At 73.0% G+C, this 25,472-nt stretch carries 20 protein-coding genes; 3 read left to right on the top strand and 17 right to left on the bottom strand.

Translation table 11 applies throughout. The features are described from left to right. Nucleotides 1-64: 64 nt before the first annotated feature. From serA to ABZ858_RS27440, 6 genes are all read right to left on the bottom strand, one after another. Nucleotides 65-1,654, bottom strand: coding sequence for a phosphoglycerate dehydrogenase (gene serA, locus ABZ858_RS27465; RefSeq protein ID WP_361384011.1), 1,590 nt, complete (start codon nucleotides 1,652-1,654; stop codon nucleotides 65-67). A 284-nt stretch (nucleotides 1,655-1,938) separates the two neighbouring features. Continuing rightward, nucleotides 1,939-2,937, bottom strand: coding sequence for a ketol-acid reductoisomerase (ilvC, locus tag ABZ858_RS27460; protein WP_361384008.1), 999 nt, complete (start codon nucleotides 2,935-2,937; stop codon nucleotides 1,939-1,941). A gap of 119 nt (nucleotides 2,938-3,056) precedes the next feature. Then, nucleotides 3,057-3,584, bottom strand: a complete 528-nt coding sequence (gene ilvN, locus ABZ858_RS27455) for an acetolactate synthase small subunit (protein WP_361384005.1) — start codon at nucleotides 3,582-3,584, stop codon at nucleotides 3,057-3,059. 36 nt (nucleotides 3,585-3,620) lie between these two features. Next, the gene (locus ABZ858_RS27450) at nucleotides 3,621-5,468 is read right to left on the bottom strand and encodes an acetolactate synthase large subunit (protein WP_361384002.1); all 1,848 of its coding nucleotides are present in this window, start codon (nucleotides 5,466-5,468) and stop codon (nucleotides 3,621-3,623) included. A 265-nt stretch (nucleotides 5,469-5,733) separates the two neighbouring features. Next, nucleotides 5,734-9,234, bottom strand: a complete 3,501-nt coding sequence (locus ABZ858_RS27445) for an EAL domain-containing protein (protein WP_361383999.1) — start codon at nucleotides 9,232-9,234, stop codon at nucleotides 5,734-5,736. 373 nt (nucleotides 9,235-9,607) lie between these two features. Continuing rightward, nucleotides 9,608-10,570 (bottom strand): 2-hydroxyacid dehydrogenase, encoded by a 963-nt coding sequence (locus tag ABZ858_RS27440; protein WP_361383996.1) that lies wholly within the window; start codon nucleotides 10,568-10,570, stop codon nucleotides 9,608-9,610. Nucleotides 10,571-10,648: 78 nt separating this feature from the next. Between ABZ858_RS27440 and ABZ858_RS27435 the strand changes: the two genes are divergently transcribed. Together ABZ858_RS27435 and ABZ858_RS27430 are read left to right on the top strand one after the other, a co-directional pair. Beyond that, the gene (locus ABZ858_RS27435; RefSeq protein WP_361383993.1) at nucleotides 10,649-11,647 is read left to right on the top strand and encodes an aldo/keto reductase; all 999 of its coding nucleotides are present in this window, start codon (nucleotides 10,649-10,651) and stop codon (nucleotides 11,645-11,647) included. Nucleotides 11,648-11,749: 102 nt separating this feature from the next. Continuing rightward, complete coding sequence (locus ABZ858_RS27430) at nucleotides 11,750-12,916, top strand: PQQ-dependent sugar dehydrogenase (protein ID WP_361383990.1); 1,167 nt, start codon at nucleotides 11,750-11,752, stop codon at nucleotides 12,914-12,916. Between the two features lie 6 nt (nucleotides 12,917-12,922). Here the strand turns inward: ABZ858_RS27430 and ABZ858_RS27425 are convergent, their stop codons facing one another. From ABZ858_RS27425 to ABZ858_RS27375, 11 genes are all read right to left on the bottom strand, one after another. Further along, complete coding sequence (locus ABZ858_RS27425) at nucleotides 12,923-13,060, bottom strand: hypothetical protein (protein WP_361383987.1); 138 nt, start codon at nucleotides 13,058-13,060, stop codon at nucleotides 12,923-12,925. A gap of 149 nt (nucleotides 13,061-13,209) precedes the next feature. Beyond that, complete coding sequence (locus tag ABZ858_RS27420) at nucleotides 13,210-16,263, bottom strand: AAA family ATPase (protein WP_361384280.1); 3,054 nt, start codon at nucleotides 16,261-16,263, stop codon at nucleotides 13,210-13,212. Between the two features lie 203 nt (nucleotides 16,264-16,466). Next, nucleotides 16,467-16,655, bottom strand: coding sequence for a hypothetical protein (locus ABZ858_RS27415; protein WP_361383984.1), 189 nt, complete (start codon nucleotides 16,653-16,655; stop codon nucleotides 16,467-16,469). A gap of 210 nt (nucleotides 16,656-16,865) precedes the next feature. Beyond that, nucleotides 16,866-17,504: a hypothetical protein gene (locus ABZ858_RS27410; RefSeq protein WP_361383981.1), complete on the bottom strand. Its 639-nt coding sequence runs from the start codon at nucleotides 17,502-17,504 to the stop codon at nucleotides 16,866-16,868. A 35-nt stretch (nucleotides 17,505-17,539) separates the two neighbouring features. Further along, nucleotides 17,540-18,115, bottom strand: coding sequence for a GNAT family protein (locus ABZ858_RS27405; protein WP_361383978.1), 576 nt, complete (start codon nucleotides 18,113-18,115; stop codon nucleotides 17,540-17,542). Next, entirely contained in the window at nucleotides 18,093-20,327 is a 2,235-nt protein-coding gene (locus tag ABZ858_RS27400; RefSeq protein ID WP_361383975.1) for an MMPL family transporter, read from the bottom strand. The genes ABZ858_RS27405 and ABZ858_RS27400 overlap by 23 nt, the downstream gene beginning before the upstream one ends. Before the next feature lie 328 nt (nucleotides 20,328-20,655). Further along, a complete protein-coding gene (gene gatB / locus ABZ858_RS27395; protein WP_361383972.1) occupies nucleotides 20,656-22,170 on the bottom strand; it encodes an Asp-tRNA(Asn)/Glu-tRNA(Gln) amidotransferase subunit GatB in 1,515 nt (504 codons plus the stop codon). A 16-nt stretch (nucleotides 22,171-22,186) separates the two neighbouring features. Further along, nucleotides 22,187-22,429: a hypothetical protein gene (locus ABZ858_RS27390; protein WP_164587284.1), complete on the bottom strand. Its 243-nt coding sequence runs from the start codon at nucleotides 22,427-22,429 to the stop codon at nucleotides 22,187-22,189. After that, the gene (gatA, locus tag ABZ858_RS27385; RefSeq protein WP_361383969.1) at nucleotides 22,426-23,919 is read right to left on the bottom strand and encodes an Asp-tRNA(Asn)/Glu-tRNA(Gln) amidotransferase subunit GatA; all 1,494 of its coding nucleotides are present in this window, start codon (nucleotides 23,917-23,919) and stop codon (nucleotides 22,426-22,428) included. The genes ABZ858_RS27390 and gatA overlap by 4 nt, the downstream gene beginning before the upstream one ends. Before the next feature lie 6 nt (nucleotides 23,920-23,925). After that, nucleotides 23,926-24,222, bottom strand: a complete 297-nt coding sequence (gatC, locus tag ABZ858_RS27380; protein ID WP_006130840.1) for an Asp-tRNA(Asn)/Glu-tRNA(Gln) amidotransferase subunit GatC — start codon at nucleotides 24,220-24,222, stop codon at nucleotides 23,926-23,928. A 116-nt stretch (nucleotides 24,223-24,338) separates the two neighbouring features. After that, entirely contained in the window at nucleotides 24,339-24,710 is a 372-nt protein-coding gene (locus ABZ858_RS27375) for a DUF4267 domain-containing protein (RefSeq protein ID WP_361383966.1), read from the bottom strand. A gap of 124 nt (nucleotides 24,711-24,834) precedes the next feature. Between ABZ858_RS27375 and ABZ858_RS27370 the strand changes: the two genes are divergently transcribed. Continuing rightward, entirely contained in the window at nucleotides 24,835-25,422 is a 588-nt protein-coding gene (locus ABZ858_RS27370; protein WP_361383962.1) for a TetR/AcrR family transcriptional regulator, read from the top strand. The last annotated feature ends 50 nt before the right edge of the window (nucleotides 25,423-25,472 follow it).

The following is a 25,472-nucleotide window of genomic DNA, read 5'->3' as shown; positions in this document are numbered from 1 at the left end:
GACGAGGCCGTTCAGGCCGAAGCGGGGGCCTGGGGGCGGCAGCCCCCGGGGACGTGCGGCGAAGTCAGACCAGGTTCACCGAACGCGCCGACGTCGCCCCGATCTCCGCCGACACCTCCGTGAGGACCCCCGCCGGCACCGTGTCGTCCACGGTCAGCACGGCCAGCGCCTCGCCGCCCACCGCCGCGCGGGCGACCTGCATGCCGGCGATGTTGATACCGGCCTCGCCGACGATCCGGCCGACCGTGCCGACGACGCCGGGACGGTCCTCGTAGCGCAGGACGACCATGTGGTCGGCGAGCGCGAGGTCCACGTCGTACTCACCGACGGCGACGAGCTTCTGCAGGTGCTTGGGGCCAGCCAGGGTGCCGGAGACCGAGACCTCCTCGCCGTCGGCCAGGGTGCCGCGCACGGTGACCACATTGCGGTGGTCGGTGGACTCGCTGCTCGTGGTCAGGCGCACCTCCACGCCGCGCTCCTGCGCGAACAGCGGCGCGTTGACGTAGGAGACGGTCTCGTCGACGACGTCCTCGAAGACGCCCTTGAGCGCGGACAGCTCAAGCACCTTGACGTCGTGCTGGGTGATCTCGCCGTACACCTCGACGTCGAGGCGGACGGCGACCTCGCCCGCGAGCGCGGTGAAGATACGGCCGAGGCGCTCGGCGAGCGGCAGGCCCGGCTTGACGTCCTGGGCGATGACCCCGCCCTGGACGTTGACCGCGTCGGGCACCAGCTCGCCGGCGAGCGCGAGGCGCACCGACTTGGCGACGGCGATGCCCGCCTTCTCCTGGGCCTCGTCGGTGGAGGCGCCCAGGTGCGGGGTGCACACGACCTGGTCGAACTCGAACAGCGGGGAGTCGGTGCAGGGCTCCTTGGCGTACACGTCGAGGCCGGCGCCGGCCACCCGGCCCTCCTTGAGCGCCGAGTACAGCGCCGCCTCGTCGACGATGCCGCCGCGCGCGGCGTTGACGATGCGCACGCTGGGCTTGACCTTGCGCAGCGCCTCGTCACCGATGAGGCCGAGGGTCTCGGGGGTCTTGGGGAGGTGCACGGTGATGAAGTCGGAGACTTCGAGCAGCTCGTCCAGGGTCAGCACCTTGACGCCCATCTGCGCGGCGCGCGCGGGCTGCACATAGGGGTCGTAGGCGACGACCTTCATGCCGAAGGCGGACATGCGCTGGGCGACCAGGGCGCCGATGCGGCCGAGGCCGACGACACCGAGGGTCTTCTCGGCCAGCTCGACACCGGTGTACTTGCTGCGCTTCCACTCGCCGTTCTTCAGCGCGCCGTTGGCCTGCGGGATGTTGCGGGCGGTGGCGAGGAGCAGGCCGCAGGCCAGCTCTGCGGCGGTGACGATGTTGGAGGTCGGGGCGTTGACGACCATGACGCCGGCCTTGGTGGCGGCGGAGACGTCGACGTTGTCCAGGCCGACCCCGGCGCGGGCGACGACCTTGAGCTTCTTCGCGGCGGCGATCGCCTCGGCGTCGACCTTGGTGGCCGAGCGGATCAGGATCGCGTCCACGTCGGCGATGGCGGGGAGCAGTTCGGCACGGTCGGCGCCGTTGCAGTGCCGGATCTCGAAGTCCGGGCCGAGCGCGTCGACGGTGGCGGGCGACAGCTCTTCAGCGATGAGTACGACAGGTTTCGAGCTCACGTGAGTCCTCACAAGTCCAATGCGGACGGCCGTCCCGACGGCCGCAGGCGGTGGAGGGGCATGCCGCGTGGAAGACGCACGACGCTGTGGGCCTGACGCGTTGTTGTGCAGCAGTCTAGTGGCGCTGCGCGGTGCTGATTGCGCCTCTGCGGCAGGATCACCCGGAAGTGGCTGGACACGGCGGCCAAACGAAAAACAGCCCCTCCGGCGCTGGAGGAGCGGGGTTCAGGACAGAGCCCCGCGACGGTGCCCGCAGCAGGCGGCACCGTCGCGGGGCGCTCCGCTCAGGCCTCTTCGTTCACCCAGCTCATGAGCTTGCGCAGCTCCTTGCCGGTGGTCTCCAGGAGGTGCTCGGAGTCCTGCTGCTTGTACTCGTTGTACTTCTTCAGGCCGCCGTGGTACTCCTCCATCCAGTTCCGGGCGAACGTCCCGTCCTGGATCTCCGCGAGGACCTTCTTCATCTCCGCCTTGGTGGCGTCCGTGATGATGCGCGGGCCGGTGACGTAGTCACCCCACTCGGCGGTCTCCGAGATCGACCAGCGCATCTTCTCCAGGCCGCCCTCGTACATGAGGTCGACGATCAGCTTCAGCTCGTGCAGGCACTCGAAGTAGGCGATCTCCGGCTGGTAACCCGCCTCGACCAGCGTCTCGAAACCGGCCTTCACCAGCGCCGCCGTCCCACCGCACAGCACGGCCTGCTCACCGAACAGATCGGTCTCGGTCTCCTCGGTGAACGTCGTCCTGATGACGCCGGCCCGGGTGCCGCCGATGCCCTTGGCGTACGACAGCGCCAGCGCGAACCCGCCACCCGAGGCGTCCTGCTCGACCGCCACGATGCACGGGACACCGCGGCCCTCCTCGTACTGACGGCGCACCAGATGACCCGGCCCCTTCGGGGCGACCATGCACACGTCCACGCCGGCCGGCGGCTTGATGAAGCCGTAGCGGATGTTCAGGCCGTGGCCGAAGAACAGCGCGTCGCCGTCCTTCAGGTTCGGCGCGATGTGCTCCTCGTAGACCTGGCCCTGGATCGGGTCCGGCACCAGGATCATGATGACGTCGGCCTCGGCGGCGGCCTCGGACGGGCTCACCACGCGCAGGCCCTGCTCCTCGGCCTTCGCCTTGGACCGGGAGCCCTCGTGCAGGCCGACGCGCACGTCGACACCCGAGTCGCGCAGCGACAGCGCGTGGGCGTGACCCTGGCTGCCGTAGCCGATGACCGCGACCTTGCGGCCCTGGATGATGGACAGGTCGGCGTCAGCGTCGTAGAACAGCTCGGCCACTTTGGGTTCTCTCCTTGGTGTGCAGGTTGTGCGTCCCACCGTATGCCGGTGAGGTGACGGGAAGTCTCGGGGTCTCGGTATCCGGGCGGCCGGTGTCGCCCGGCCGCCCGAACGTGTCGTTACGCCGAACGGTCCAGGGCGCGCAGCGACCGGTCCGTGATCGAACGGGCGCCGCGGCCGATCGCGATCGTGCCGGACTGGACCAGTTCCTTGATGCCGTACTGCTCCAGCATCTTGAGCATGGCGGTCAGCTTGTCGCTGGACCCGGTGGCCTCGATGGTCACCGCCTCCGGGGAGACGTCGACGGTCTTGGCGCGGAAGAGCTGGACGATCTCGGTGATCTGGGAGCGCGTCTCGTTGTCGGCGCGCACCTTCACCAGGACGAGTTCGCGCTGCACGGCCGAACCGGGTTCCAGTTCGACGATCTTGAGCACGTTGACGAGCTTGTTGAGCTGCTTGGTCACCTGCTCAAGCGGCAGGTCCTCGACGCTGACCACGATGGTGATCCGGGAGATGTCGGCGTGCTCGGTGACACCCACCGCGAGCGAGTCGATGTTGAAGCCGCGGCGGGAGAACAGGGCGGCGATCCGGGCGAGGATGCCGGGGGTGTTCTCGACCAGGACCGAGAGCGTGTGCTTGGTGGACATGACGGTCGTACCTTCCTGAAGTCCTCGGGCGGGCTCTCAGTCGTCGTCGTTGTCGCCGAAGTCGGGTCGGACGTCCCGGGCGGCCATGATCTCGTCGTTGGAGGTGCCGGCGGCGACCATCGGCCAGACCATGGCGTCCTCGTGGACGATGAAGTCGATCACGACCGGGCGGTCGTTGACCGCGTTCGCCTCCTCGATGGCCTTGTCCAGGTCCTCGGGGCGCTCGCAGCGGATCGCGTGGCAGCCCATGGCCTCGGACAGCTTGACGAAGTCGGGGACGCGGGTGCCCCGGGCCTCCGGGTTGACGTCGTCCGGGCCGGAGTGCAGGACCGTGTTGGAGTAGCGCTGGTTGTAGAAGAGGGTCTGCCACTGGCGGACCATCCCGAGGGCGCCGTTGTTGATGACGGCGACCTTGATCGGGATGTTGTTCAGGGCGCAGGTGGTCAGTTCCTGGTTGGTCATCTGGAAGCAGCCGTCGCCGTCGATCGCCCAGACCGCGCGCTCGGGCCGCCCGGCCTTGGCGCCCATGGCGGCCGGGACCGCGTAGCCCATGGTCCCGGCGCCGCCGGAGTTCAGCCAGGTGGCGGGCTGCTCGTACGTGACGAAGTGCGCCGCCCACATCTGGTGCTGGCCCACACCCGCCGCGAAGATCGTGCCCTCGGGGGCGAGCTGACCGATCCGCTCGATGACCTGCTGCGGCGACAGGGAACCGTCCGCGGGCTGGTCGTAGCCGAGCGGGTAGGTGTCGCGCCAGCGGCTGAGGTCCTTCCACCAGGCGCTGTAGTCGCCCCGGTGGCCCTCGGCGTGCTCCTTCTGCACGGCCTGGACCAGATCGGCGATGACCTCGCGGGCGTCACCGACGATCGGCACGTCGGCCTCGCGGTTCTTGCCGATCTCGGCGGGGTCGATGTCGGCGTGGACGATCTTGGCGTACGGGGCGAAGCTGTCCAGCTTGCCGGTGACGCGGTCGTCGAAGCGGGCGCCGAGGGCGACGATCAGGTCGGCCTTCTGCAGCGCGGTGACGGCGGTGACCGCACCGTGCATGCCCGGCATTCCCACGTGCAGCGGGTGGCTGTCGGGGAACGCGCCGAGCGCCATCAGGGTGGTGGTGACGGGCGCTCCGGTGAGTTCGGCCAGCACCTTCAGCTCGGCGGTGGCGTTGGCCTTCAGGACGCCGCCGCCGACGTAGAGGACCGGCCGCTTGGCGGCGGTGATGAGCTTGGCGGCCTCGCGGATCTGCTTGGCGTGCGGCTTGGTGACGGGCCGGTAGCCGGGCAGGTCCATGACGGGCGGCCAGGTGAAGACGGTCCTGGCCTGGAGGGCGTCCTTGGCGATGTCCACCAGGACCGGACCGGGACGGCCGGTGGAGGCGATGTGGAACGCCTCCGCGATCGTCCGCGGGATGTCCTCCGCCTTGGTCACCAGGAAGTTGTGCTTGGTGATCGGCATGGTGATGCCGACGATGTCCGCCTCCTGGAAGGCGTCCGTACCGATCGCCTTGGAGGCGACCTGGCCCGTGATCGCCACCAGCGGCACCGAGTCCATGTGCGCGTCCGCGATCGGCGTGACCAGATTCGTCGCACCGGGACCGGACGTCGCCATGCAGACACCGACCCTGCCCGTGGCCTGCGCGTACCCGGTCGCCGCGTGCCCCGCGCCCTGCTCGTGCCGGACCAGGACATGGCGCACCCGGGTCGAGTCCATCAGCGGGTCGTAGGCGGGCAGGATCGCCCCGCCCGGGATGCCGAACACGGTGTCGGCGCCGACCTCCTCAAGCGAGCGGATGAGGGACTGCGCACCCGTGACATGCTCGGGCGCGGACTGGTGTCCTCCGGATCGGGGCCGCGGCTGCGGATGGTGGGCCCCGGTGGCCTGCTCGGTCATCGGCATTCTCTTCTCGATGCTGAGGTTCTACGAAGCTTCTGGTGTCGGCTTTCGCCGGGTTCGCACGGTGTGCGGCCGGGGTGCGGCCGGTGCCCGTGCAACAAAAAACCCCTCGTGCCGTGAGGCAAGCGAGGGGAGCGCGCCGGTGAGGGTCGCTGGGGATTCCGGATCTCCTCCGGTGGGTCCCAGCTCAGCCGACGCGCTGTCCAAGTACGAGAATTCGGGTGCGCATGGCACTGACCCTCCCCCCGGCACGCACTCACTGTCAAGTGGGTGGGACGGGCGTCTCATTATGTGGGCGCAGTGCCGTCCCGCCACGGAAGACGGCCGGCGACGGCCCGCCGTACCCGCCCGCGCCGCCCCGCACGGCGAACGCCGGTTCGGCCGGTGAGTGCGGCACCGGGCAGCGGCCGGAGGCGAGCGCCCGGCGCAGCCGGTACTCGTCCAGCGGGCCGGCGAACGCCATGCCCTGCCCGTGGGTGCAGCCCATCGCGCGCAGGGCCACGACCTGCTCGGGCAGGTCGACGCCGTCGGCCACCGACTGGAGTCCGAGATCGCCGGCGATCCGCAGCAGCCCGCTGGTGATCTTGTACAGGCGGGCCGACTCGACCACCCCCTCGACCAGGCCGCGGTCGAGTTTCAGTACGTCGACGGGGAGCCTGCGGAGCGCGGTGACCGCCCCGTGGCCGCTGCCGAAACCGTCCAGGGCGATGCGCACACCGAGCCGCCTCAGGGCGGACAGGCGCCGCTCCAGCTCGTCCAGCGGCACCCGCGGGTCGGTGTCGGCCAGCTCGACGACGAGGGCGCCGGAGGGCAGCCCGTGCCGGGTCAGCAGCGTCTCCACCGAGCCGGGCGGCAGGGAGCGGTCGACCAGGCGGCGGGCGCCGGTGCGGACCACCACGGGCACGGGCAGGCCGGTCCGGGCGCGCTCGGCGGCCTGTTCGACGGCCTCCTCCAGCAGCCAGCGGTTCAGCTCGGCGGTCTTGTCGCTGTCCTCGGAGACCCGGAGGAACTCGGCGGGCGTGAAGAGCACCCCCTGGGAGGAGCGCCAGCGCGCCTGGGCGGCGACCGATGTGATCCGGCCGTCCGAGAGGCGGACCACCGGCTGGTGCAGCAGGGTGAACTCGCCGTCGCTCAGCGCGGACCTGAGCCGGCCGGCCAGCTCCGCCTTGCGGACCACGTCCTGCTGCATCTGCGGCTTGTACAGCTCGACGCGGCCCTTGCCGGCCGCCTTGGCCCGGTACATCGCCAGGTCGGCGTTGCGCAGCAGCTCGCCCGCGCCGAGGCCGGTCTCGGCGAAGGCGACGCCGATGGAGGCGGCGACCCGGACATCGTTGCCGTCGATGAGATAGGGCTGCGAGAGGGTCACTCTGAGCCGGTCGGCCAGCTCCAGGATGTGGCCCTCGCGGGCGGCGCGGTCGCGGGTGCCGTCGCCGAGGATCAGGGCCGCGAACTCGTCGCCGCCGAGCCGGGAGGCGGTGTCCCCGTGCCGGACCGACTCGTGGAGTCTGCGGGCGGCCTGCACGAGCAGCGCGTCCCCGGCCTGGTGCCCGATGGTGTCGTTGACGCCCTTGAAGCCGTCCAGGTCGATGAAGAGCACGGCGGTGCCGTGGTCGGTCGAGCGGCGGCCGGACAGGGCCTGCTGCACGCGCCGGGTGAACAGCGCGCGGTTGGGCAGGTCGGTGAGCGGGTCGTGCTCGGCGTTGTGCTGGAGCTGTGCCTGCAGGCGCACCCGCTCGGTGACGTCCCGGCTGTTGAAGATCAGGCCGCCGTGATGGCGGTTGATGGTCGACTCGACGTTGAGCCAGCCGCCGTCGCCCGAGCGGAACCGGCACTCGATGCGGGCGGTGGGTTCCTCCAGCGGCCCGGCGGTGAGGAACCGGCGCACCTCGTGCACCACGCAGCCCAGGTCCTCGGGGTGGATCAGGCCGGCCAGCTCGGTGCCCACCAGTTCCTCGGCGGGCCGCCCGTACACCCCGGCGGCGGCCGGCGAGACGTAGCGGAGGATGCCGTTGGGCGCGGCGATCATGATGACGTCGCTGGAGCCCTGCACCAGGGAGCGGAAGTGGTTCTCCTTCTGGGCCAGTTCCTGGGTGAGGGCGATGTTGTCGAGCAGCATGATGCCCTGGCGGACGACGAGGGCGAGCACCACGGCGCCGGCGGTGATCAGCACCACCCGGTCGACGCTGTGGCCGTTGAGCACGTTGTAGAGGACTCCCAGCGTGCACACGCCGGCGGCGAGGTAGGGCGTGAGGGCGGCGAGCGAGCCGGCGATGGGCCGGCCGGCCGGATAGCGGTCGTGATCGGGTGCGGGCACGGGCGGCCGGGCGTGCTCGCCGGGCGGTGCCGTGCGCTGTCCGGGCACGTGCTCGTGCGCCCCGTCCGCGGGGCCGCCGGGTGCGGGCCCGCGTCCGTCGGCCACGCGCGTGTGGCCGCCGTCGCCCGTCCCGGGCGCGTGCCCGGCGTACGCCGGGGCGCGGGGCGGGAGGGTCTCGTGCGGGACGGTCTCGTGCGGGCGGGCCTCGTAGGGACGGGTGGCGTACGGGTGGGTCGCGTGCGGGTGGCCGTCGGCCGTGGCGCGGGGCCCGCGGCGGGGACCGGTCCCCTGGTGGTGGGCGGCGGGGCCGCTCGCGGGCCGTCCGGCGCGGAGGTGATCGGCGGGCCCGGTGTGTCCGTCCGGGGCGCGGCGGTCCTCGGCCGGCTCGCCGCCGTACCGGGCGGCGACCCAGGGGGCGTACGCCAGGAGCAGTGAGCCGGCGAACCAGCCCGCGTCCAGGAGCTGTCCCGAGCGGTAGTTGCTGTGCAGCAGCGGCGAGGTGAACAGGGCGTCGCTGAGCACGGTCAGGGCCAGGCCGCCGATCGCGGTGTTGACGGCGGTGCGGTTGAGCGGCGAGCGCCGGAAGTGCAGCGCGAGCACCATGCTGACCAGGGCGATGTCCAGCAGCGGATAGGCCAGGGAGAGCGCGGTGTGCGCGACGCTCGGCCCGTCGAACCGGGCCGCCTGGGCCAGCGCGAGGCTCCACGACAGGGTGAGCAGCGAGCCCCCGATCAGCCAGGCGTCCAGCGCCAGGCAGACCCATCCGGCCCGCGTCACCGGCCGCTTGGCGAGCACCAGCAGGCCGACGATCGCGGGCGGCGCGAAGCACAGGAAGAACAGGTCGGCGTAGCTGGGGCTGGGCACCGGCTCGTCGAGGACGACCTCGTACCACCCCCAGACGCCGTTGCCCAGGGCGCCCATCGCCGAGGAGAGGGAGAACAGCAGCCAGGCGGACCGGAAGCGGACGCGGCGGCCGCGCGCGTACAGGCCGCAGGAGACGGCCGCGGTGCCGGCCGCGGCGCTCAGCCCGAAGTCGCCCATGACCAGGGCGACCGCGTGCGAGCCCCAGTCGCACGCGGAACCCACGGCGTACCCCGCGCACACCAGTGCGAGCAGGAGCTGGGGGCCCAGTCGGCGGGCGCCACCGTCCGCGGCCGGCGGCGAAACCGGCCGCGGGCCGGTCGGGGACAGCGGCCGCGACGCTTCGTCGGGCCTGGTCAGGGCGGGGGTGGGCGGGCTCACCGGATGCTCCCGGTGCCTGCCGCCGGGTCCCGCTGGGCCCGCTGTGCCGGGTGGGTGTGCCTCCTGCGGCCGCCGGGCCCGCGGTGCCCGGGCCCGCTGTGCTCGCCGGGCCGGTGGTGCGGGCCGCTGTGGTGGCCGCGGCAGTGCGCGGCGGCCGGGTGCCCGGGCCGCCGGTGGCGGCCCCGCCGCGTCGGATGGTTCGTCCATAGGCCGTGCATCGCCCGTCGCCCCCCTCGCAGTCCGACATGTTCGTCCCGGCGCCGGGACGGTGCCCGGCGCTACCCCTGTCGGGACGATACACCAGTCTCGTCACTCAGGGACATAGCTTCTCTACGCTCCGTGACGATCACCGAGAGGGCGGGTACGGACCGCGTCCGGGGGGTCGCCGACCGTGCCCGGAGCGGGCCAGGGCCTGTCTGACCATTCCCGTCGTCGCCCGGAGGGCGGCCGCGCGGCGTCAGGTGCGTGCTCTCGGGGTGCCGGGCGGAGAGCCTCGTACTGGGTGTACTCGGCTCTGCGCCCGGTGCGGCGAGAGGGCGTGCATGGCGTCGCGCGGCAGACGGGAATGGTCAGACAGGCCCTAGGCGCCGGTCCCGTCCGTGGTCAGGACCACGTGGGCGAGCGGTTCGCCGTGCGCGTAGCGGCGCAGCTGGGCGGCGAGCAGCCGCTTGGCGCGGGGCAGGTAGGCCGAGGTGGGGCCGCCGACGTGGGGGCTGATCAGCACGCCGGGCGCGTGCCACAGGGGGTGCCCCGGGGGCAGCGGTTCGGGGTCGGTCACGTCGAGTGCGGCGGTGAGGCGGCCGCCCTTCAGCTCGGCCAGCAGTGCCTCGGTGTCGACGACGGGGCCGCGGGCGACGTTCACGAGGAGGGCGCCGTCCTTCATCCGGGCCAGGAACGCGGCGTCGGCCAGGTGGCGGGTGTCCTGTGTCAAGGGCGTGGACAGCACCACGACGTCGGCGTGCGGAAGCAGGCCGGGCAGATCGGTGAGCGGGTGCACCGGACCGCGCGCTGAGGTGCGCGCGGAGCGCGCCACGCGCGCCACCCGCGCGACCTCGAAGGGCGCGAGCCGGTCCTCGATGGCCGAGCCGATGGCCCCGTAGCCGACGATGAGGACGCTCCTGTCGGCGAGCGCGGGATGGAAGCCGCCCTGCCAGTGCTCCTGCTGCTGGGCGCGGACGAAGCCGGGGACGCCGCGCAGCGAGGCGAGGACGAGGGTGAGGGCGAGTTCGGCCGTGCTCGCCTCGTGCACGCCTCGCGCGTTGCACACCTGGACGCCCGGCGGCAGGTCGGACAGGTGCGCCAGGACGTCGTCGACGCCGGCCGTCAGGGTCTGGACGACCCGGAGGGCGCGCATCCGCGGCAAGGGGCGCGCCTTGACCGGGCCGCGCTTCATGTACGGCACGACGTACACGGCGCAGTCGGCCGGGTCCCCGGGGAAGGGCTGCGTACCGTCCTCGCCGCCGTCCCAGAACAGGTACCGCGGGCCTTCGGGGAGCCCCTCGATCTCCTCGGGCGGGATGGGCAGCCACACGTCAGCACTCATGGTCAGGAGGCTATGCCAGGTGCCCGCGGAGGCAGAGGTTAGGTTGGTGGACCGCGAGAGAGGGAGGGTTACGGCGAGGTGGAGCGCAGGACGATCGGCGCGACGGCGCTCGCGGTGGGGGCCGTAGGACTGGGGTGCATGCCGATGAGCTGGGCGTACACCGCCTCCCGGCGGCGGGGCGAGGAGTCGCTCAGGGCGGTGCACCGGGCGCTGGACCTGGGCTCGACGCTGCTGGACACCGCCGACATGTACGGCCCGTTCACCAACGAGCTGCTGGTGGGGCGGGCGTTGAAGGAGCGGCGGGCGGACGCGTTCGTCTCCACGAAGGCCGGGCTGCTGGTGGGCGACCAGCACATCGTGGCCAACGGCCGCCCCGGGTACGTGAAGCGGGCCTGCGACGCCTCGCTGCGGCGGCTGCAGACCGATGTGATCGACCTGTACCAGTTGCACCGCGCCGATCCGGAGGTCCCCGTGGAGGAGACCTGGGGGGCGATGGCGGAGCTGGTGCGGGCCGGGAAGGTGCGGGCGCTCGGGCTGTGCGCCGTGGGGGTGCGCGGCGGACGCCGGTCGGGGGCACGACTGTACGACGGAACGATTCGGCAGCTGGAGCGGGTGCAGCAGGTGTTCCCGGTGAGCGCGGTGCAGGCCGAGCTGTCGGTGTGGGCGCCGGAGGCGCTGGAGTCCCTGCTGCCCTGGTGCGCGGCGCGGGGCGTGGGCCTGCTGGCCGCGATGCCGCTGGGCAACGGCTTCCTGACCGGCACGCTCACCCCCGGCCAGGGCTTCGAACCGGACGACCTGCGCGCCCGCCACCCCCGGTTCACCGCCGAGATGATGGCCGCCAACCAGCCGGTCGTGGCCGGTCTGCGCCGGGTCGCCGCGCGGCACGGCGAGCACGTCACCCCGGCCCAGGTGGCCCTGGCCTGGCTGCTCGCCCAGAGCCCGCTCGTGATACCGGTGCCCGGCAGCAAGCGGGAGCGCTGGGTCGCGGAGAACGCGGGCGCGGTGGCGCTGCGCCTGACGGGGCGGGACCTGGCGGAGCTGGGCCGGCTGCCGGCCGCACGGGGGTCCTGGGACTGAGGCCGGCCGGTCGCGGCGGCGTCGGATCGGGCCGATCGGGAACCTGGAGGGCGCGGGCGGTGTATGAGAGGTGCAGGGGTGCCACCGCCGCGTCGAAGGGACATGATCGTGCGAGGTCGAGCTGTGCCGGGCGTCCTGACCGCCGCCGCGCTGCTGCTGGCGGCCGGCTGCTCCTCCGGGGGCCCGCCGCCCGGCCTGGAGAGTACGGCCCCCGGCTCCACGGCGGCCGCGCCCTCCTCCCCCGGACCTGCGCCCACGCGGAGCGCGCCGCCGGCCAAGGGCTCGGTGACGGTGCTGCGCACGGTCGCGGAGGGCCTGGACAGCCCGTGGAGCCTGGCCGCGCTGCCCGGCGGCGGGCTGCTCGTCTCCTCCCGCGACCGGGCCACCCTCACCCGGATCGACGACAGGACGGGGCGCAAGACCGAGCTGGGCACGGTCTCCGGGGTGGCGCCGCAGGGCGAGGGCGGCCTCCTCGGCATCGCGCTCTCCCCCGATTACGCCACCGATCACCTGATCTACGCCTATTTCACCTCGGCCTCGGACAACCGCATCGTCCGGATGCTGTACGACGAGCGGAAACCGGCCGGGGAGCAGCTCGGCGCGCCGGACACGGTGTTCCGGGGCATCCCCAAGGGGGTCGTCCACAACGGCGGCCGGATCGCCTTCGGCCCGGACGGCATGCTGTACGCGGGTACCGGCGAGAGCGGTGAGCGGGGACTCGCCCAGGACATCAAGTCCCTGGGCGGCAAGATCCTGCGGCTGACCCCGGACGGCGAGCCGGCCCCCGGCAATCCGTTCCCCGGCTCCCCCGTGTACTCCTACGGCCACCGCAATGTGCAGGGCCTGGCCTGGGACACCCGGCAGCGGCTGTTCGCCTCCGAGTTCGGCCAGGACACCTGGGACGAACTGAACGCGATCGCGCCCGGCGGGAACTACGGCTGGCCCGACGCGGAAGGCCGGGCCGGCGAGGCGAAGTACCGCGACCCGGTGGCCCAGTGGCACACCGACCAGGCCTCCCCGAGCGGCATCGCCTGCGTCCAGGGGTCCGTCTGGCTGGCCGGACTGCGCGGTCAGCGCCTGTGGCGGGTCCCGCTGGACGGCACCCGGGCCGCCGCGCCGCCGCAAGCCTTCCTGACCGGCACCTACGGCCGGCTGCGCACCGTGGCACCGGCCGGCGGGAACCGGCTCTGGCTGGTCACCGGCGACACCGACGGCCGCGGCACCCCGAAGAGGGGGGACGACCGGATTCTGGAGCTGGAGGTGCGGTGAGGAGCGCTACTCGTCGATGAGGGACTGATCGAGGTTCGCGACGGACACCAGGATCAGGAACGCCCGGTGCACCATGTGGTCGACGGTCAGCCCCGGAGCGACGGACACGACCCGGATGTCCTCGCCGCTCACCGCCTGGGACACCGGCGTGAACGGGTCCTCGGCAAGCTTGTGGAGGCCGCGCTCCAGGAGCTTGCGCCTGCCCTCGGGCAGCGCGTCCGTTGTCCGGCCGCGCGCTCGGGGAACTCGATCTGGTACAACACGGCTCCTCCGTGGCTGGTTCCCGGGTCACGTTATCCCGCAAGCACCCCCTCCTCGGCCGCCTGCGGGAACAGTTCCAGCCGGTGGGCCACCGCCGCCGCCTCGCCGCGGCCCGAGACGCCGAGCTTGCCGAGGATGTTGGAGACGTGGACGCTGGCGGTCTTGGGCGAGATGAACAGCTCCTCGGCTATCTGGCGGTTGGTGCGGCCCAGCGCGACCAGGCGCAGCACGTCGCGTTCCCGGCTGGTGAGGCCGAGAGCGGCGGCGGGGTCGGCGGGCGCGGGGCGCTGCCCCGGGGCGGGCGTCAGGGACAGGCGGGCGCGCTGGGCGAGCAGGGCCGCGGCCTCGGCGAGCGGGCGGGCCCGCAGGTGCTCGGCGACCGCGTGGGCCAGCCGGAGCAGTTCGGTGGCGCGGTCCCGCTGGTCCTCCTCGCCGGCCAGCAGCAGCGCCTCGGCCAGCCGGCAGCGGACGCGGGCGAGGTCGTAGGGCCGCTCCAGCGTCTCGAACGCGGCGACGATCCCGGTCCAGTCCTCCGGGCGGCCCCGGCCCTCGGCGCGCAGCAGTTCGGCGCGCACCCAGCGTTCGTGGGCCTGCCAGACGGGCACGTTGGTGCTGAGCGACTTGGCGCCCCGGCGGATGCCGTCGAGCGCGCGGGAGCGGCCCGCGTCGGCGGCGGGCAGCCCGGCCGCGCGGGCCTCCACGGTGGCCGCGGCAAGGAGCAGGGGCCAGCCGTAGCGCTGGGTGCCGGGCGGGAAGCCGGTGTCCAGCACGCCGTCGAGTGCGGTGCGGGCGTCCAGCAGCCGGCCCTCGCCGGCCGCCACGCCGATCGCGATGCGGCTCAGCGGCAGGCTGTGCTGCGGCGCGCAGTCGTAGGTGCCGAAGTGGGTGCGGGCCTCGGCCAGATGGGCGGCGGCCTCGGCCGTCTCGCCGCGGGCGAGCGCGAGTTCGGCGCGGATCCGGGCGTGGAAGGCCCGCGGCCGGGCGCTCTGGCCCACCCGCCGGGACCGGGACGCCGCCTCGGCGGCCTCCTCCCAGCGGCCCAGGGTGAACAGCGACTCGGCGAGATTGCCCCACGCCCACGCCTCCTGGTCGAGCAGCCCGAACCGCCGGGTGTAGGCGATGCCCTGCTCCAGGAGGGGCACGGCCTCGCGCGAGCGGCCCACGGACTCCAGCTCGGAGGGCAGGTTGACGTAGGAACGCCCGGCCACGGCGGTGATGCCGTCGGCCACCGTGCGCTCCTGGACCTCGTACATCCCGGCGAGTCCCGCATCGACATGGCCGGCGTCGACCATGAGGCCGGCCAGGGTCAGGCGCGCGTTCATCTCGATCTCGCGGGCGCCGACCATGCGCGCGTACTCGACGGCCTGTTCGGCGGCCGAGAACGCGTCGGGGCCCGGCCGGTGCACCATGGACCAGTTGGCGACGTGGGCGAGCACCTCGGCGTGCACCTCGGACGGCGGCAGGCCGCGCACCAGCTCCTGGGCGCGGGCCAGTTCCTGCCAGCCGTCGCCCTGGGCCTTCGACTGGACCAGGCGGGAGCGCTGGATCCAGAACCAGGCGGCGCGCAGCGGGTCGTGCTCGTCGTCCAGCAGGCGCAGCGCCCGCTTGATGATCTTCATGGCGCGGTCCCGCTCCCCGCAGAAGCGGCCCGCGACGGCGGCCTCGGCCATGAGGTCCAGATAGCGCAGCGGGGTGGTGGCCGGATCGCAGCCGCAGGGCGGGTAGACCTCGGCGTAGTCCACCGGCCGCAGCCGGTCCCGTACGTCCTGGGGGGCGGTGTCCCACAGCTCCATCGCCCGCTCAAGGAGCCGTAGCTGTTCGCTGTAGGCGTGCCGGGAGCGGGCCGTGACGGAGGCGTCCAGGACGGCGGGCAGGGCCTTGGCGGCGTCGTGCGCGTGGTACCAGTAGCTGGCCAGCCGCATGACGCGCTGGTCGGCGGGGACGAGCGCCGGGTCGTCCTCCAAGGCCTCGGCGTAGCGGCGGTTGAGGCGGGAGCGTTCGCCGGGCAGCAGGTCGTCGCTGACGGCCTCGCGGACCAGGGCGTGCCGGAAGCGGTAGCCGTCGCCGGTGGGGGCGGCGGTGAGGATGCTGGCGTGCACGGCGGCCCGCAGCGCCTCGATCAGGTCGTCCTCGGTGAGCCGGGCGACGGCGGCGAGCAGCCGGTGCTCGACGGTGGAGCCGCCCTCGGCGGCGATCCGCACGACCCGCTGGGCGGGCTCCGGCAGTGCCTCGACGCGCACGAGGAGCAGGTCGCGCAGGGAGTCGCTGAGGTCGATGCAGCCCTCGTGGGCGCAGACGGCGAGTTCCTCGACGAAGAAGGCGTTCCCGTCGGAGCGCGCGAAGATCTCGTCGACCTGGGCCGGGTCCGGTTCGGTGGCGAGGATGCCGGCGATCTGGCGGCCGACCTCCTGCCGGGTGAAGCGGGCCAGTTCGATCCGGCGGACCGTGCGCAGCCGGTCGAGTTCGGCGAGCAGGGGGCGCAGCGGGTGGCGGCGGTGGATGTCGTCGGAGCGGTAGGTGGCCAGGACGATCAGGCGGCCGGTGCGCAGGGTGCGGAAGAGGTAGGCGAGCAGGTGCCGGGTGGAGGCGTCGGCCCAGTGCAGGTCCTCCAGGGCGAGGACCACGGTGTGTTCGGCGGCGATGTGCTCCAGGAGGCGGGCGGTCAGCTCGAAGAGGCGGGCCATGCCCTCCTCGTCGTGCCGGCCCGCGCCGCGCGCGGCGCCCTGCTCGCCCAGTTCGGGCAGCAGCCGGGCGAGTTCCTCCTCCTGGCCGGCGGCCGCGGCGGCGAACGCCTCGGGCCGTTCGCGGCGCAGGGCGCGCAGGGCGGTGGAGAACGGCGCGAACGGCAGTCCGTCGGCACCGATCTCCACGCAGCCGCCGAGCGCGACGACCGCGTCCCGGCGGCCGGCGACGGCGGCGAACTCCTCGACCAGCCGCGTCTTGCCGACGCCGGCCTCGCCGGCCAGCAGCAACGCCTGCGGCTCGCCCGCGGCCGCGCCCGCGAGCGCCTCGTGCAGCGTGTCCAACTCGTGTGCGCGGCCCACGAACACCGGACTGACAGACCTGGTCTCCACGGTCCAGAGGATCGCACGCGGGTCTGACAGTGCGGCACCGGTTTTCCGCCGGGCGGCCGGTGTGAGGCGGCGGGCCGGTCCCGGCGCGGGGCCCGGAGGGCGGGGGGCCGGTGCCGGTGGGGAGCCCGGAAGGCGGGGGGCCGGTGCCGGTGGGGAGCCCGGAAGGCGCCCGGCCGTCCCCCCGCGACGGCCGGGCGCGTTCCGGGGGCCGGGGGTCATGCGGCCCGGGTGAACCGGTGCCTGCGGGGGCCGCCGCTATGGCCCTCCGCCTCGCGGGTCTCCTCGGCGGCAGGGCGGTGCTCGGTGCGGCGGGCGAGGACGGCCTCGCGGGCCAAGCGCTCCTGGTCGGCCTGGTGGCGCAGTTCGGCGGAGCGCAGCTGGTAGAGCGTGTACGTGAGGAACATGGGGTCCGGTCTCCCTCTGACGGTGGTGTCCGGCACCGTCGGTCCGGTGCCATGGACCACCTTCGTCGGCCAGGGGGGCCGGCGGCATCGGGAGAGTTCCGCATCTTCGGGGCCGCCGGGGGCCTTAGACGCGCGCGGGGGCCCCGGAGCCGCCGTAAGAGGTACCTACGGCGGTCCCGGGGCCCCTGGGTGTGCGGGCCCGGCGGCCGGTCAGGCGGAGGGCAGGCCGAGCAGGACGTCGGTGTACTTGAGCACGGCCAGCAGCAGGCCGACCACGCCGAGCGCGACACCGGCCCAGGCGACCGACTTGATCCAGGGCGCCTGCACACGGCCCGGCACGCCGAACGCGGGCCGGGCGAGCACCGCGACGCCGGCGATCAGGGCGACCAGCGCGAACACGCCGCCCCATAGGGCGGTGGTGTGCCAGGCGTCGCCGTAGATCTCCTTGACCTGCGTGGCCACGCTCGCCGAGGTCGCGGTCCGGAGCTGGCCGATCAGCTGTTCGCGCGCTCCGGCGACGGTGCCGAGCCAGCTGCCGCTGAGCGAGACGAGGCCCAGCGCGGCGGAGACGACGGCGGCGGCGCCCTGCGCGGGCCCGTTCGGACGGTCCTGCCCGGCCTCCTCGCCGGACGTCACGGCCGCCGCGCCGGCCGCCCCCTCAGCCTCGGCCTCCTCGGCCTCGGCCTCCTCCGTCCCGGCCGCCGCCCCGGTCTTCTCGCCCCCGGTGCCGGCCGCCGGGCCGGGCTCGGTGGTCTCGGCGGTCCTGGGGGTCCCGGGGGCCTGCTGGTCGTGCTCCGCCTCGGGGGCGGTGGTGGCTGCGGTCGTGTCGTCTGCGGTCGTGGTTCCCATGCCGGGCACCGTACGGACGCTCTCTGAGAGGCGTCTTAACGAACCTTGTGCGCGTCATCGGCGCGGGCCGCGCGCCACTCGGGGGCGAGCACCGCCCAGATCTCGGTGTCCTGGCGCATCCCCCGGTAGGGGTAGTTCTCGCGGAGCACGCCCTCACGGGACAGGCCCAGCCGGCGGGCCACGGCGACGCTGGGCCCGTTGGCCGAGGAGACGTGCCACTCCACGCGGTGCATGCCCCGGGCCTCGAACGCCCAGTCGATCAGCACCCGCGCCCCGCGGGTGACCAGGCCCCGGCCGGTCGCGGCCGGCTCCAGCCAGCAGCCGGCCTCGCACATGCCGGTCGCCGCGTCGAAGATCCGGAACAGCACCCCGCCCACCAGCGTGCCGTCCAGCCACAGCCCGTGCAGGGAGCCGCTGTCGGCGGCCCGCTTGTCGGCGTACGCGCGCAGCACCGCGCGCGCGGAGTCCACGTCCGTGGCGTGCGCCCCGAAGGGGACGTGCCGGGTGATGAAGTCGCGCCCTCGGTCGAGGTGCGCGAGGAACTCCTCGGCGTGCCAGGTCTCCAGGGGCCGCAGTTCGGCCCCGTCCTCACCCAGGGATATCGCGTACATCCCGCTGCTGCTCCTTCGCCAGTTCGGCCACGACGTCGCCGAGCCTCTCATGCGCGGCCCGGCATTCGGGCGGCTCGATGCTGATCCGCGGCAGGACGCGGTCCAGGCGGCGCGGCAGCCACCAGTTGGCGCGGCCCAGCAGGTGCATCAGGGCGGGCACCAGCAGGGTGCGCAGCACGAAGGCGTCCAGGGCGACGGCGGCGGCCAGCGCGATGCCGAACATGGCGATCACCCGGTCGCCGCTGAGCACGAAGGCGAGGAAGACGGAGATCATGATGACGGCCGCGGAGTTGATCACCCGGCTGGTCTCGGCGAGGCCGACGCGCACGGCACGCCGGTTGTCGCCGGTCTCCAGCCACTCCTCGTACATCCGGCTGACCAGGAAGACCTGATAGTCCATGGACAGCCCGAACAGCACCGAGACCATGATCACCGGCAGGAACGGCTCGATGGGCCCGGCCCGGCCCAGGCCCAGGAACTCGCTGCCCCAGCCCCACTGGAAGATCGCGACGACCACGCCGAAGGCGGCGGCGACCGCGGCGACGTTCATGACGGCGGCCTTGAGCGGGATGCCGACGGACCGGAAGGCGAGCAGCAGCAGCACGCAGCCCAGGCCGACGACCACGCCGACGAACAGCGGCAGCCGGCCCACGATGACACCGGCGAAGTCGTCGTACCCGGCGGTGACGCCGCCCACGTGCACGTCCAGCGAGGTGCCGGTCTCGGCGCGGGGCAGCACCTGCCCGCGCAGCCGGTCGACGAGGTCGCTGGTGCGCTGGGACTGGGGGGCGGAGTCGGGGACGACGTTCAGGTACGCGGTGGTGGAACCGGTGTCGTAGGTCACCGGGCCGACCGCGGCCACGCCCTCGGTGGCGCGCAGGGTGGTGCCGAGGTTGTCCAGGGCGAGCTTGTCCTCGGCGCCGTGCACCCGGGTCACCAGGGTGAGCGGCCCGTTCATGCCGGGCCCGAAGCCGTCGGCGACGAGGTCGTAGGCCCGCCGGGTGGTCGAGGAGGCGGGGTCGTTGCCCTGGTCGGAGGTGCCGAGGTGGAGGGAGAAGGTGGGCAGGGCCAGGACGGCGACGACGGCCAGGGCGAGCGTGCCGAGCAGCTTGGGGTGGCGTTCCACGAAGGCCGACCAGCGGGCGGCGAATCCGGTGGGCACCTCGGGCTCGGGCCCGTGTGCGGCGAGCCTGCGCCGCTCGCGGCGGCTGAGGGCGCGCGGGCCGATACAGGACAGCAGGGCGGGCAGCAGGGTCACCGCGGCGGCGACGGTGAGCACGACGGTGGAGGCGGCGGCGACGGCCACGCCGTTGAGGAAGCCGAGGCGCAGGATCAGCATGCCGAGCAGGGCGATGCAGACGGTGGCGCCGGCGAAGACGACGGCGCGCCCGGTGGTGGCCACGGCGCTGGTGGCGGCCTCGGTGACGGTGAGGCCGCGTTTGAGGCCGCGGCGGTGCCGGGTGACGATGAACAGGGCGTAGTCGATGCCGACGCCGAGCCCGATGAGCATGCCCAGCATGGGGGCGAAGTCGGCCACCGTCATGGCGTGGCCGAGCAGTCCGATGGCGCCGTAGGCGGTGCCGACGCTGACCAGCGCGGTGGCGATGGGCAGCAGGGACGCGGCGAGCGAGCCGAAGGCCAGCAGCAGCACCACGGCGGCCACCGCCACGCCCAGGATCTCGGCGAGGTGCCCGCCGGAGGGCAGTGTGGAGCCGACGGCGCTGCCGCCCAGTTCCACCTGGAGTCCGTCGCCCTGGGCCGCCTTGGCGGCGCTGACGACGGCGCGTGCCTGCGGGGCGGGGATGTCCTGCGCGGGGTGGGTGAAGGTGACCGTGGCGTAGGCGGTGTGCCCGTCGGGGCTGATCTGGTCGGTGCCCTGGCCCTGGTAGGGGCTGACCACGGAGGCCACCCCGGGCAGGGTCCCGATGCGGTCCAGGGTGCGGGTCATCGTCTGCTCGACGTCGGCGGCGCGGACGGTGCCGGTGCCGGACGCGGTGTGCCAGACGACGGTGTCGCTGTCGCCGCCGAGGCCGGGGAAGCCCTGCTGGAGCAGTTGGGTGGCGCGGCCCGACTGGGTGCCGGGGACCTCGTAGTCGTTGGAGTACGCCGGGCCCGCGACGGCGGCGGCGACGGTGACCCCGCCGAGGGTGAGGAGCCAGAGCAGAACGGTGACGAGGCGGTGCCGGACACACCAGCGCGCGAGGGCTGCCACGAAACGTGCTCCCAGATGACATTTTGTGGATCTTTGACCGGGAACAGTCGTCCATGAACGGAACGACCCGCAAAGAACGCATGAGCAAGGTGTGGACACTCTTGCAGGCGATTGTGATCGTTTACCGGATTCGTGGGCTTACTCACAGGACTGCGACCCGATTCACAGGGCGTTCAGGTGAATTCCTTACGTCCTTCGGGTGGTCGCCGGCTTACCCGATGGACGGCCTTCCCGGTCGGCTCCTCGCCGGGCAGCCGCCGGGTCCGGACGTGCCTGGGGGGACGCATCGTGTGCGATGCGTCCCCCCAGGGGCACTGCCTGCGGTGGCTCAGCCCTCGCTGACGCCCAGCTTCGCCAGGATCAGCTCCTTGACGCGGGCCGCGTCGGCCTGGCCGCGGGTGGCCTTCATGACCGCGCCGACCAGGGCGCCGGCCGCGGCCACCTTGCCGCCGCGGATCTTGTCCGCGACGCCCGGGTTGCCGGCGATGGCCTCCTCGACGGCGGCGGTCAGCGCGCCCTCGTCGGAGACGACCTTCAGACCGCGCCGGTCGACGACCTCGTCCGGGGTGCCCTCGCCCGCGAGGACGCCCTCGATGACCTGGCGGGCCAGCTTGTCGTTCAGGTCGCCGGAGACGACCAGCTCGGTCACCCGCGCCACCTGCCGCGGGGTGATGACCAGCTCGTCCAGGGTCCGGCCGGACTCGTTGGCGCTGCGTGCCAGCTCGCCCATCCACCACTTGCGGGCGGAGGCGGCGTCGGACCCGGCGTCGATGGTGGCGACGATCAGGTCCAGGGCGCCGGCGTTGAGGATGGCCTGCATGTCGGTGGCCGAGATGCCCCACTCCGCCAGGAGACGGGTGCGGCGGGCCAGCGGCATCTCGGGCAGCCCGGCGCGGATCTCCTCGACCCACGCGCGGGCCGGGGCCACCGGCACGAGGTCGGGCTCCGGGAAGTACCGGTAGTCCTCGGCCTCCTCCTTGATCCGGCCCGAGGTGGTGGAGCCGGTGTCCTCGTGGAAGTGGCGGGTCTCCTGGACGATGGTGCCCCCGGAGGAGAGCACGGCGGCGTGCCGCTGGATCTCGAAGCGGGCGGCGCGCTCCACCGAGCGCAGCGAGTTGACGTTCTTCGTCTCGCTGCGGGTGCCGAACTTGTCGGCGCCCTTCGGCATCAGCGACAGGTTGACGTCGCAGCGCATCTGGCCCATCTCCATGCGGGCCTCGGAGACACCGAGCGCCCGGATGAGTTCGCGCAGCTCACGGACGTACGCCTTGGCGACCTCGGGGGCGCGCTCGCCGGCGCCGACGATGGGCTTGGTGACGATCTCGATGAGCGGGATGCCGGCGCGGTTGTAGTCCAGCAGGGAGTGGGACGCGCCGTGGATGCGGCCGGTGGCGCCGCCGACGTGCGTCGACTTGCCGGTGTCCTCCTCCATGTGGGCGCGCTCGATCTCCACCCGGAAGGACTCGCCGTCCTCCAGCTGCACGTCGAGGTAGCCGTCGAAGGCGATCGGCTCGTCGTACTGGGAGGTCTGGAAGTTCTTCGGCATGTCCGGATAGAAGTAGTTCTTCCGGGCGAAGCGGCACCATTCGGCGATCGAGCAGTTCAGCGCGAGGCCGATCTTGATCGCGGACTCCACGCCGGTCGCGTTGACGACCGGGAGCGCGCCGGGCAGGCCGAGGCAGACCGGGCAGGTCTGGGCGTTCGGGTCGGCTCCGAGCGCGGTGGAGCAGCCGCAGAACATCTTGGTGCGGGTGCCGAGTTCGACATGGACCTCAAGGCCCATGACGGGGTCGTACGACGCCAGGGCGTCCTCGTACGACACCAGATCGGTCGTGGTGGTCACGGTGAAAACTTCCCTCTCAGCCCAGCAGGACGTCGTCGTCGCCCAGCCGCTTCAGCTCGCGGTAGAGGATGGCGAGTCCGGTGACGATGGCGACGGCGGACACCGAGGCGTCGATCAGGCGCAGCGTGTCGCTCTCGGCGCGAGCCTTCTTGATCTGCTTGGCGACACCGAGCGCGCCGAAGGCGGTCGTGGCCATGGACAGGTACGTACCGGACTTGGACTTCTTGAAGCCTTTGGCCTTGGACAGTGCGTTGCTCACAGCGACGGAGCCTCCTCAAGCAGCGGGTGACCCCACTTTTCCATGAACGCGGCCTCGACGGCGGCGCCGACCTTGTAGAGCCGGTCGTCCTTCATCACCGGGGCGATGATCTGCAGGCCCACCGGGAGGTTGTCCTCCGGGGCGAGGCCGCAGGGCAGCGACATGGCGGCGTTGCCCGCCAGGTTGGTGGGGATGGTGCACAGGTCGGCCAGGTACATCGCCATCGGGTCGTCGGCGCGCTCGCCGATCGGGAAGGCGGTGGTCGGGGTGGTCGGGGAGACGATCACGTCGACCTGCTCGAACGCCGTGTCGAAGTCCTGCTTGATGAGCGTGCGGACCTTCTGGGCGCTGCCGTAGTACGCGTCGTAGTAGCCGGAGCTGAGCGCGTAGGTGCCGAGCATGATGCGGCGCTTGACCTCGGGGCCGAAGCCCGCCTCACGGGTGAGGGAGGTGACCTCCTCGGCCGAGTGCGTGCCGTCGTCGCCGGTGCGCCGGCCGTAGCGCAGGCCGTCGAAGCGGGCCAGGTTGGAGGAGCACTCGGACGGCGCGATCAGGTAGTAGGCCGAAAGGGCCAGGTCGAAGGACGGGCAGTCCAGCTCGACGATCTCGGCGCCCAGACCGCGGAGCACCTCGACGGCCTCGTCGAAGCGCTGCACGACACCGGCCTGGTAGCCCTCGCCGCGGAACTGCTTGACCACGCCGACGCGCATCCCCGCGACGCTGCCGTTGCGGGCGGCCTCGACGACCGGCGGGACCGGCTCGTCGACGGAGGTGGAGTCCAGCGGGTCGTGGCCGGCGATGACCTCGTGCAGCAGGGCCGCGTCCAGGACCGTACGGGCGCACGGGCCGCCCTGGTCGAGGGAGGAGGAGAAGGCCACCATGCCGTAGCGGGAGACCGCGCCGTAGGTCGGCTTCACGCCGACCGTGCCGGTGACGGCGGCCGGCTGGCGGATGGAGCCGCCGGTGTCGGTGCCGATGGCCAGCGGCGCCTGGAAGGAGGCGAGCGCGGCGGAGGAGCCGCCGCCGGAGCCGCCGGGGATCCGGGTGAGGTCCCAGGGGTTGCCGGTCGGGCCGTAGGCGCTGTTCTCGGTCGAGGACCCCATGGCGAACTCGTCCATGTTGGTCTTGCCGAGGATGACGACGCCGGCGGCCTTGAGCCGCCGGGTGAGCGTCGCGTCGTACGGCGGGATCCAGCCTTCGAGGATCTTGGAGCCGACGGTGGTCGGCACGCCCTCGGTGGTGAAGATGTCCTTGAGCGCGAGCGGGACGCCGGCCAGCGGGCCGAGCTTCTCCCCGCGCTCGCGCTTCTCGTCGACGGCGCGGGCCTGGGCGAGGGCGCCCTCGCGGTCGACGTGCAGGAAGGCGTGCACCTTCTCGTCGACGGCCTCGATCCGGGCCAGGTGCGCCTCGGTGACCTCGACGGCCGTCAGCTCGCCGGAGGCGATCTTCTCGGCGGTCTCGGCGGCGGTGAGCTTGATGATGTCCGTCATGACTGCTTACTCCTCCCCCAGGATCTGCGGCACCTTGAAACGCTGCTGTTCCTGGGCCGGGGCGCCGGAGAGCGCCTGCTCGGGGGTGAGCGACGGACGGACCTCGTCCGCGCGCATGACGTTCGTCAGCGGCAGCGGGTGGGAGGTCGGCGGTACGTCTTGGTCGGCGACCTCACTGACGCGGGCCACCGCGCCGATGATGTCGTCCAGCTGTCCCGCGAAGTGGTCGAGCTCTTCGGGCTTCAGCTCCAGACGCGCCAGCCGGGCGAGGTGGGCGACCTCCTCGCGCGTGATGCCAGGCATGCAGCGTTCCTCTGGGGTGAGTGTGTGTGGTTTGGGGCCAATCCTAGGGGGCGAGGAGGCGTGTCCGTACAACGGTTTCCCCCGCCCGGCTCCCGCTCCGCTCCTGCCCGGTGCGGTCAGCGGGCGAAGAGCAGGCCGGCGCTGGTCAGGACGATGAGCGCGGTGGCGAAGTGGATGCCGTACGCGACCGCCTTCGGCCCGCCGTGGCGCAGGACGATCAGCGTGTCGAGGAGCGGTACGAGCGCCACGCAGGCCATGAACCACGCCTCGGCGCGCGCCCCGGCGAAGGCGAGCAGCGCCAGGCCCACCAGGCCGAGGGCGCCGTCCCGCGACCCCTTGACCGAGAGGTAGGCGCCGGCGTCGCCGGCCGGGTCGGCGGGGACGCCGTAACCGGCCGCGGCGGGGGCGGGCCGGCACAGGAAGCGGTACCCGAGGAACAGGCAGAACAGGTCGAGCGCGGTGGCCAGGGTGTACGCGGTGACGGTCATGTCTCTTCTCCCCGAATTCCCGGATTCATCGCGGTCGTCACGACTCGCTTGCTAGCGGCGCTAGCGCTGAGAGTGAAGCTAGCAGAGCGTCGGCAGATTGGCTAGCGCCGCTATAATCCGGGGTATGACGATCCAGACGCGCCGGGAGCGCGAGCGGGCGGAGCGGGAGCGGCTGATCGTGACGGCCGCGCGGGAGCTGGCGGAGGCGGAGGGCTGGGACGCGGTCACCACCCGCCGGCTGGCCGCCGAGATCGAGTACAGCCAGCCGGTCCTCTACAGCCACTTCAAGGGCAAGGACGCGATCATGGCGGCCGTCGCGGTGCAGGGGTGCGCGGAACTCGCCGTCGGCCTGCGCGCGGCGCGCACGGCGGCCGAGGGCGCGCGCGCGGCGCTCACCGCGGTCGGTGAGGCGTACACCGCCTTCGCCCGGCAGCGGCCCGCGCTCTACGACGCGATCTTCACCCACCGGGTGGACCTGCCGTTCGCGACACCGCAGGCCCCCGCGGCCCTGCACGAGGCGTTCGGTGAACTGCTGGCGGCCGTCGAGCCGATCGCGGCCGAGGGCGACGACCCGGGACTGCTCACGGAGACGTACTGGGCGGCTCTGCACGGCCTGGTGACGCTGACGCGCAGCGGCCGCCTCCCGAAGGACGCCCACGAGCGCCGGCTGGCGCTGCTGACCGGGCACTTCGTGCCGCACGGGACGAGCTGACCGCAGGCCGCCCGGAGCGGGCGCGCCGCGTCAGGGCCGGGGGCGGACGG

Source organism: Streptomyces sp. NPDC047017, assembly GCF_040644175.1.
In the GTDB taxonomy this organism is placed as follows: Bacteria; Actinomycetota; Actinomycetes; order Streptomycetales; family Streptomycetaceae; genus Streptomyces.
This window is presented reverse-complemented; position numbering and strand designations above follow the sequence as displayed.

Coding starts and splice junctions, on each gene's coding strand:
- ABZ858_RS27415 (WP_361383984.1), bottom strand. CDS start 16,655: ATGTTCCTCACGTACACGCTCTACCAGCTGCGCTCCGCCGAACTGCGC.
- ABZ858_RS27410 (WP_361383981.1), bottom strand. CDS start 17,504: ATGGGAACCACGACCGCAGACGACACGACCGCAGCCACCACCGCCCCC.
- gatA (WP_361383969.1), bottom strand. CDS start 23,919: ATGACGGACATCATCAAGCTCACCGCCGCCGAGACCGCCGAGAAGATC.
- ABZ858_RS27450 (WP_361384002.1), bottom strand. CDS start 5,468: ATGACCGAGCAGGCCACCGGGGCCCACCATCCGCAGCCGCGGCCCCGA.
- ilvN (WP_361384005.1), bottom strand. CDS start 3,584: ATGTCCACCAAGCACACGCTCTCGGTCCTGGTCGAGAACACCCCCGGC.
- gatC (WP_006130840.1), bottom strand. CDS start 24,222: ATGCCTGGCATCACGCGCGAGGAGGTCGCCCACCTCGCCCGGCTGGCG.
- ABZ858_RS27430 (WP_361383990.1), top strand. CDS start 11,750: ATGATCGTGCGAGGTCGAGCTGTGCCGGGCGTCCTGACCGCCGCCGCG.
- ABZ858_RS27440 (WP_361383996.1), bottom strand. CDS start 10,570: ATGAGTGCTGACGTGTGGCTGCCCATCCCGCCCGAGGAGATCGAGGGG.
- ABZ858_RS27375 (WP_361383966.1), bottom strand. CDS start 24,710: ATGACCGTCACCGCGTACACCCTGGCCACCGCGCTCGACCTGTTCTGC.
- ABZ858_RS27370 (WP_361383962.1), top strand. CDS start 24,835: ATGACGATCCAGACGCGCCGGGAGCGCGAGCGGGCGGAGCGGGAGCGG.
- ABZ858_RS27445 (WP_361383999.1), bottom strand. CDS start 9,234: ATGGACGAACCATCCGACGCGGCGGGGCCGCCACCGGCGGCCCGGGCA.
- ABZ858_RS27405 (WP_361383978.1), bottom strand. CDS start 18,115: ATGTACGCGATATCCCTGGGTGAGGACGGGGCCGAACTGCGGCCCCTG.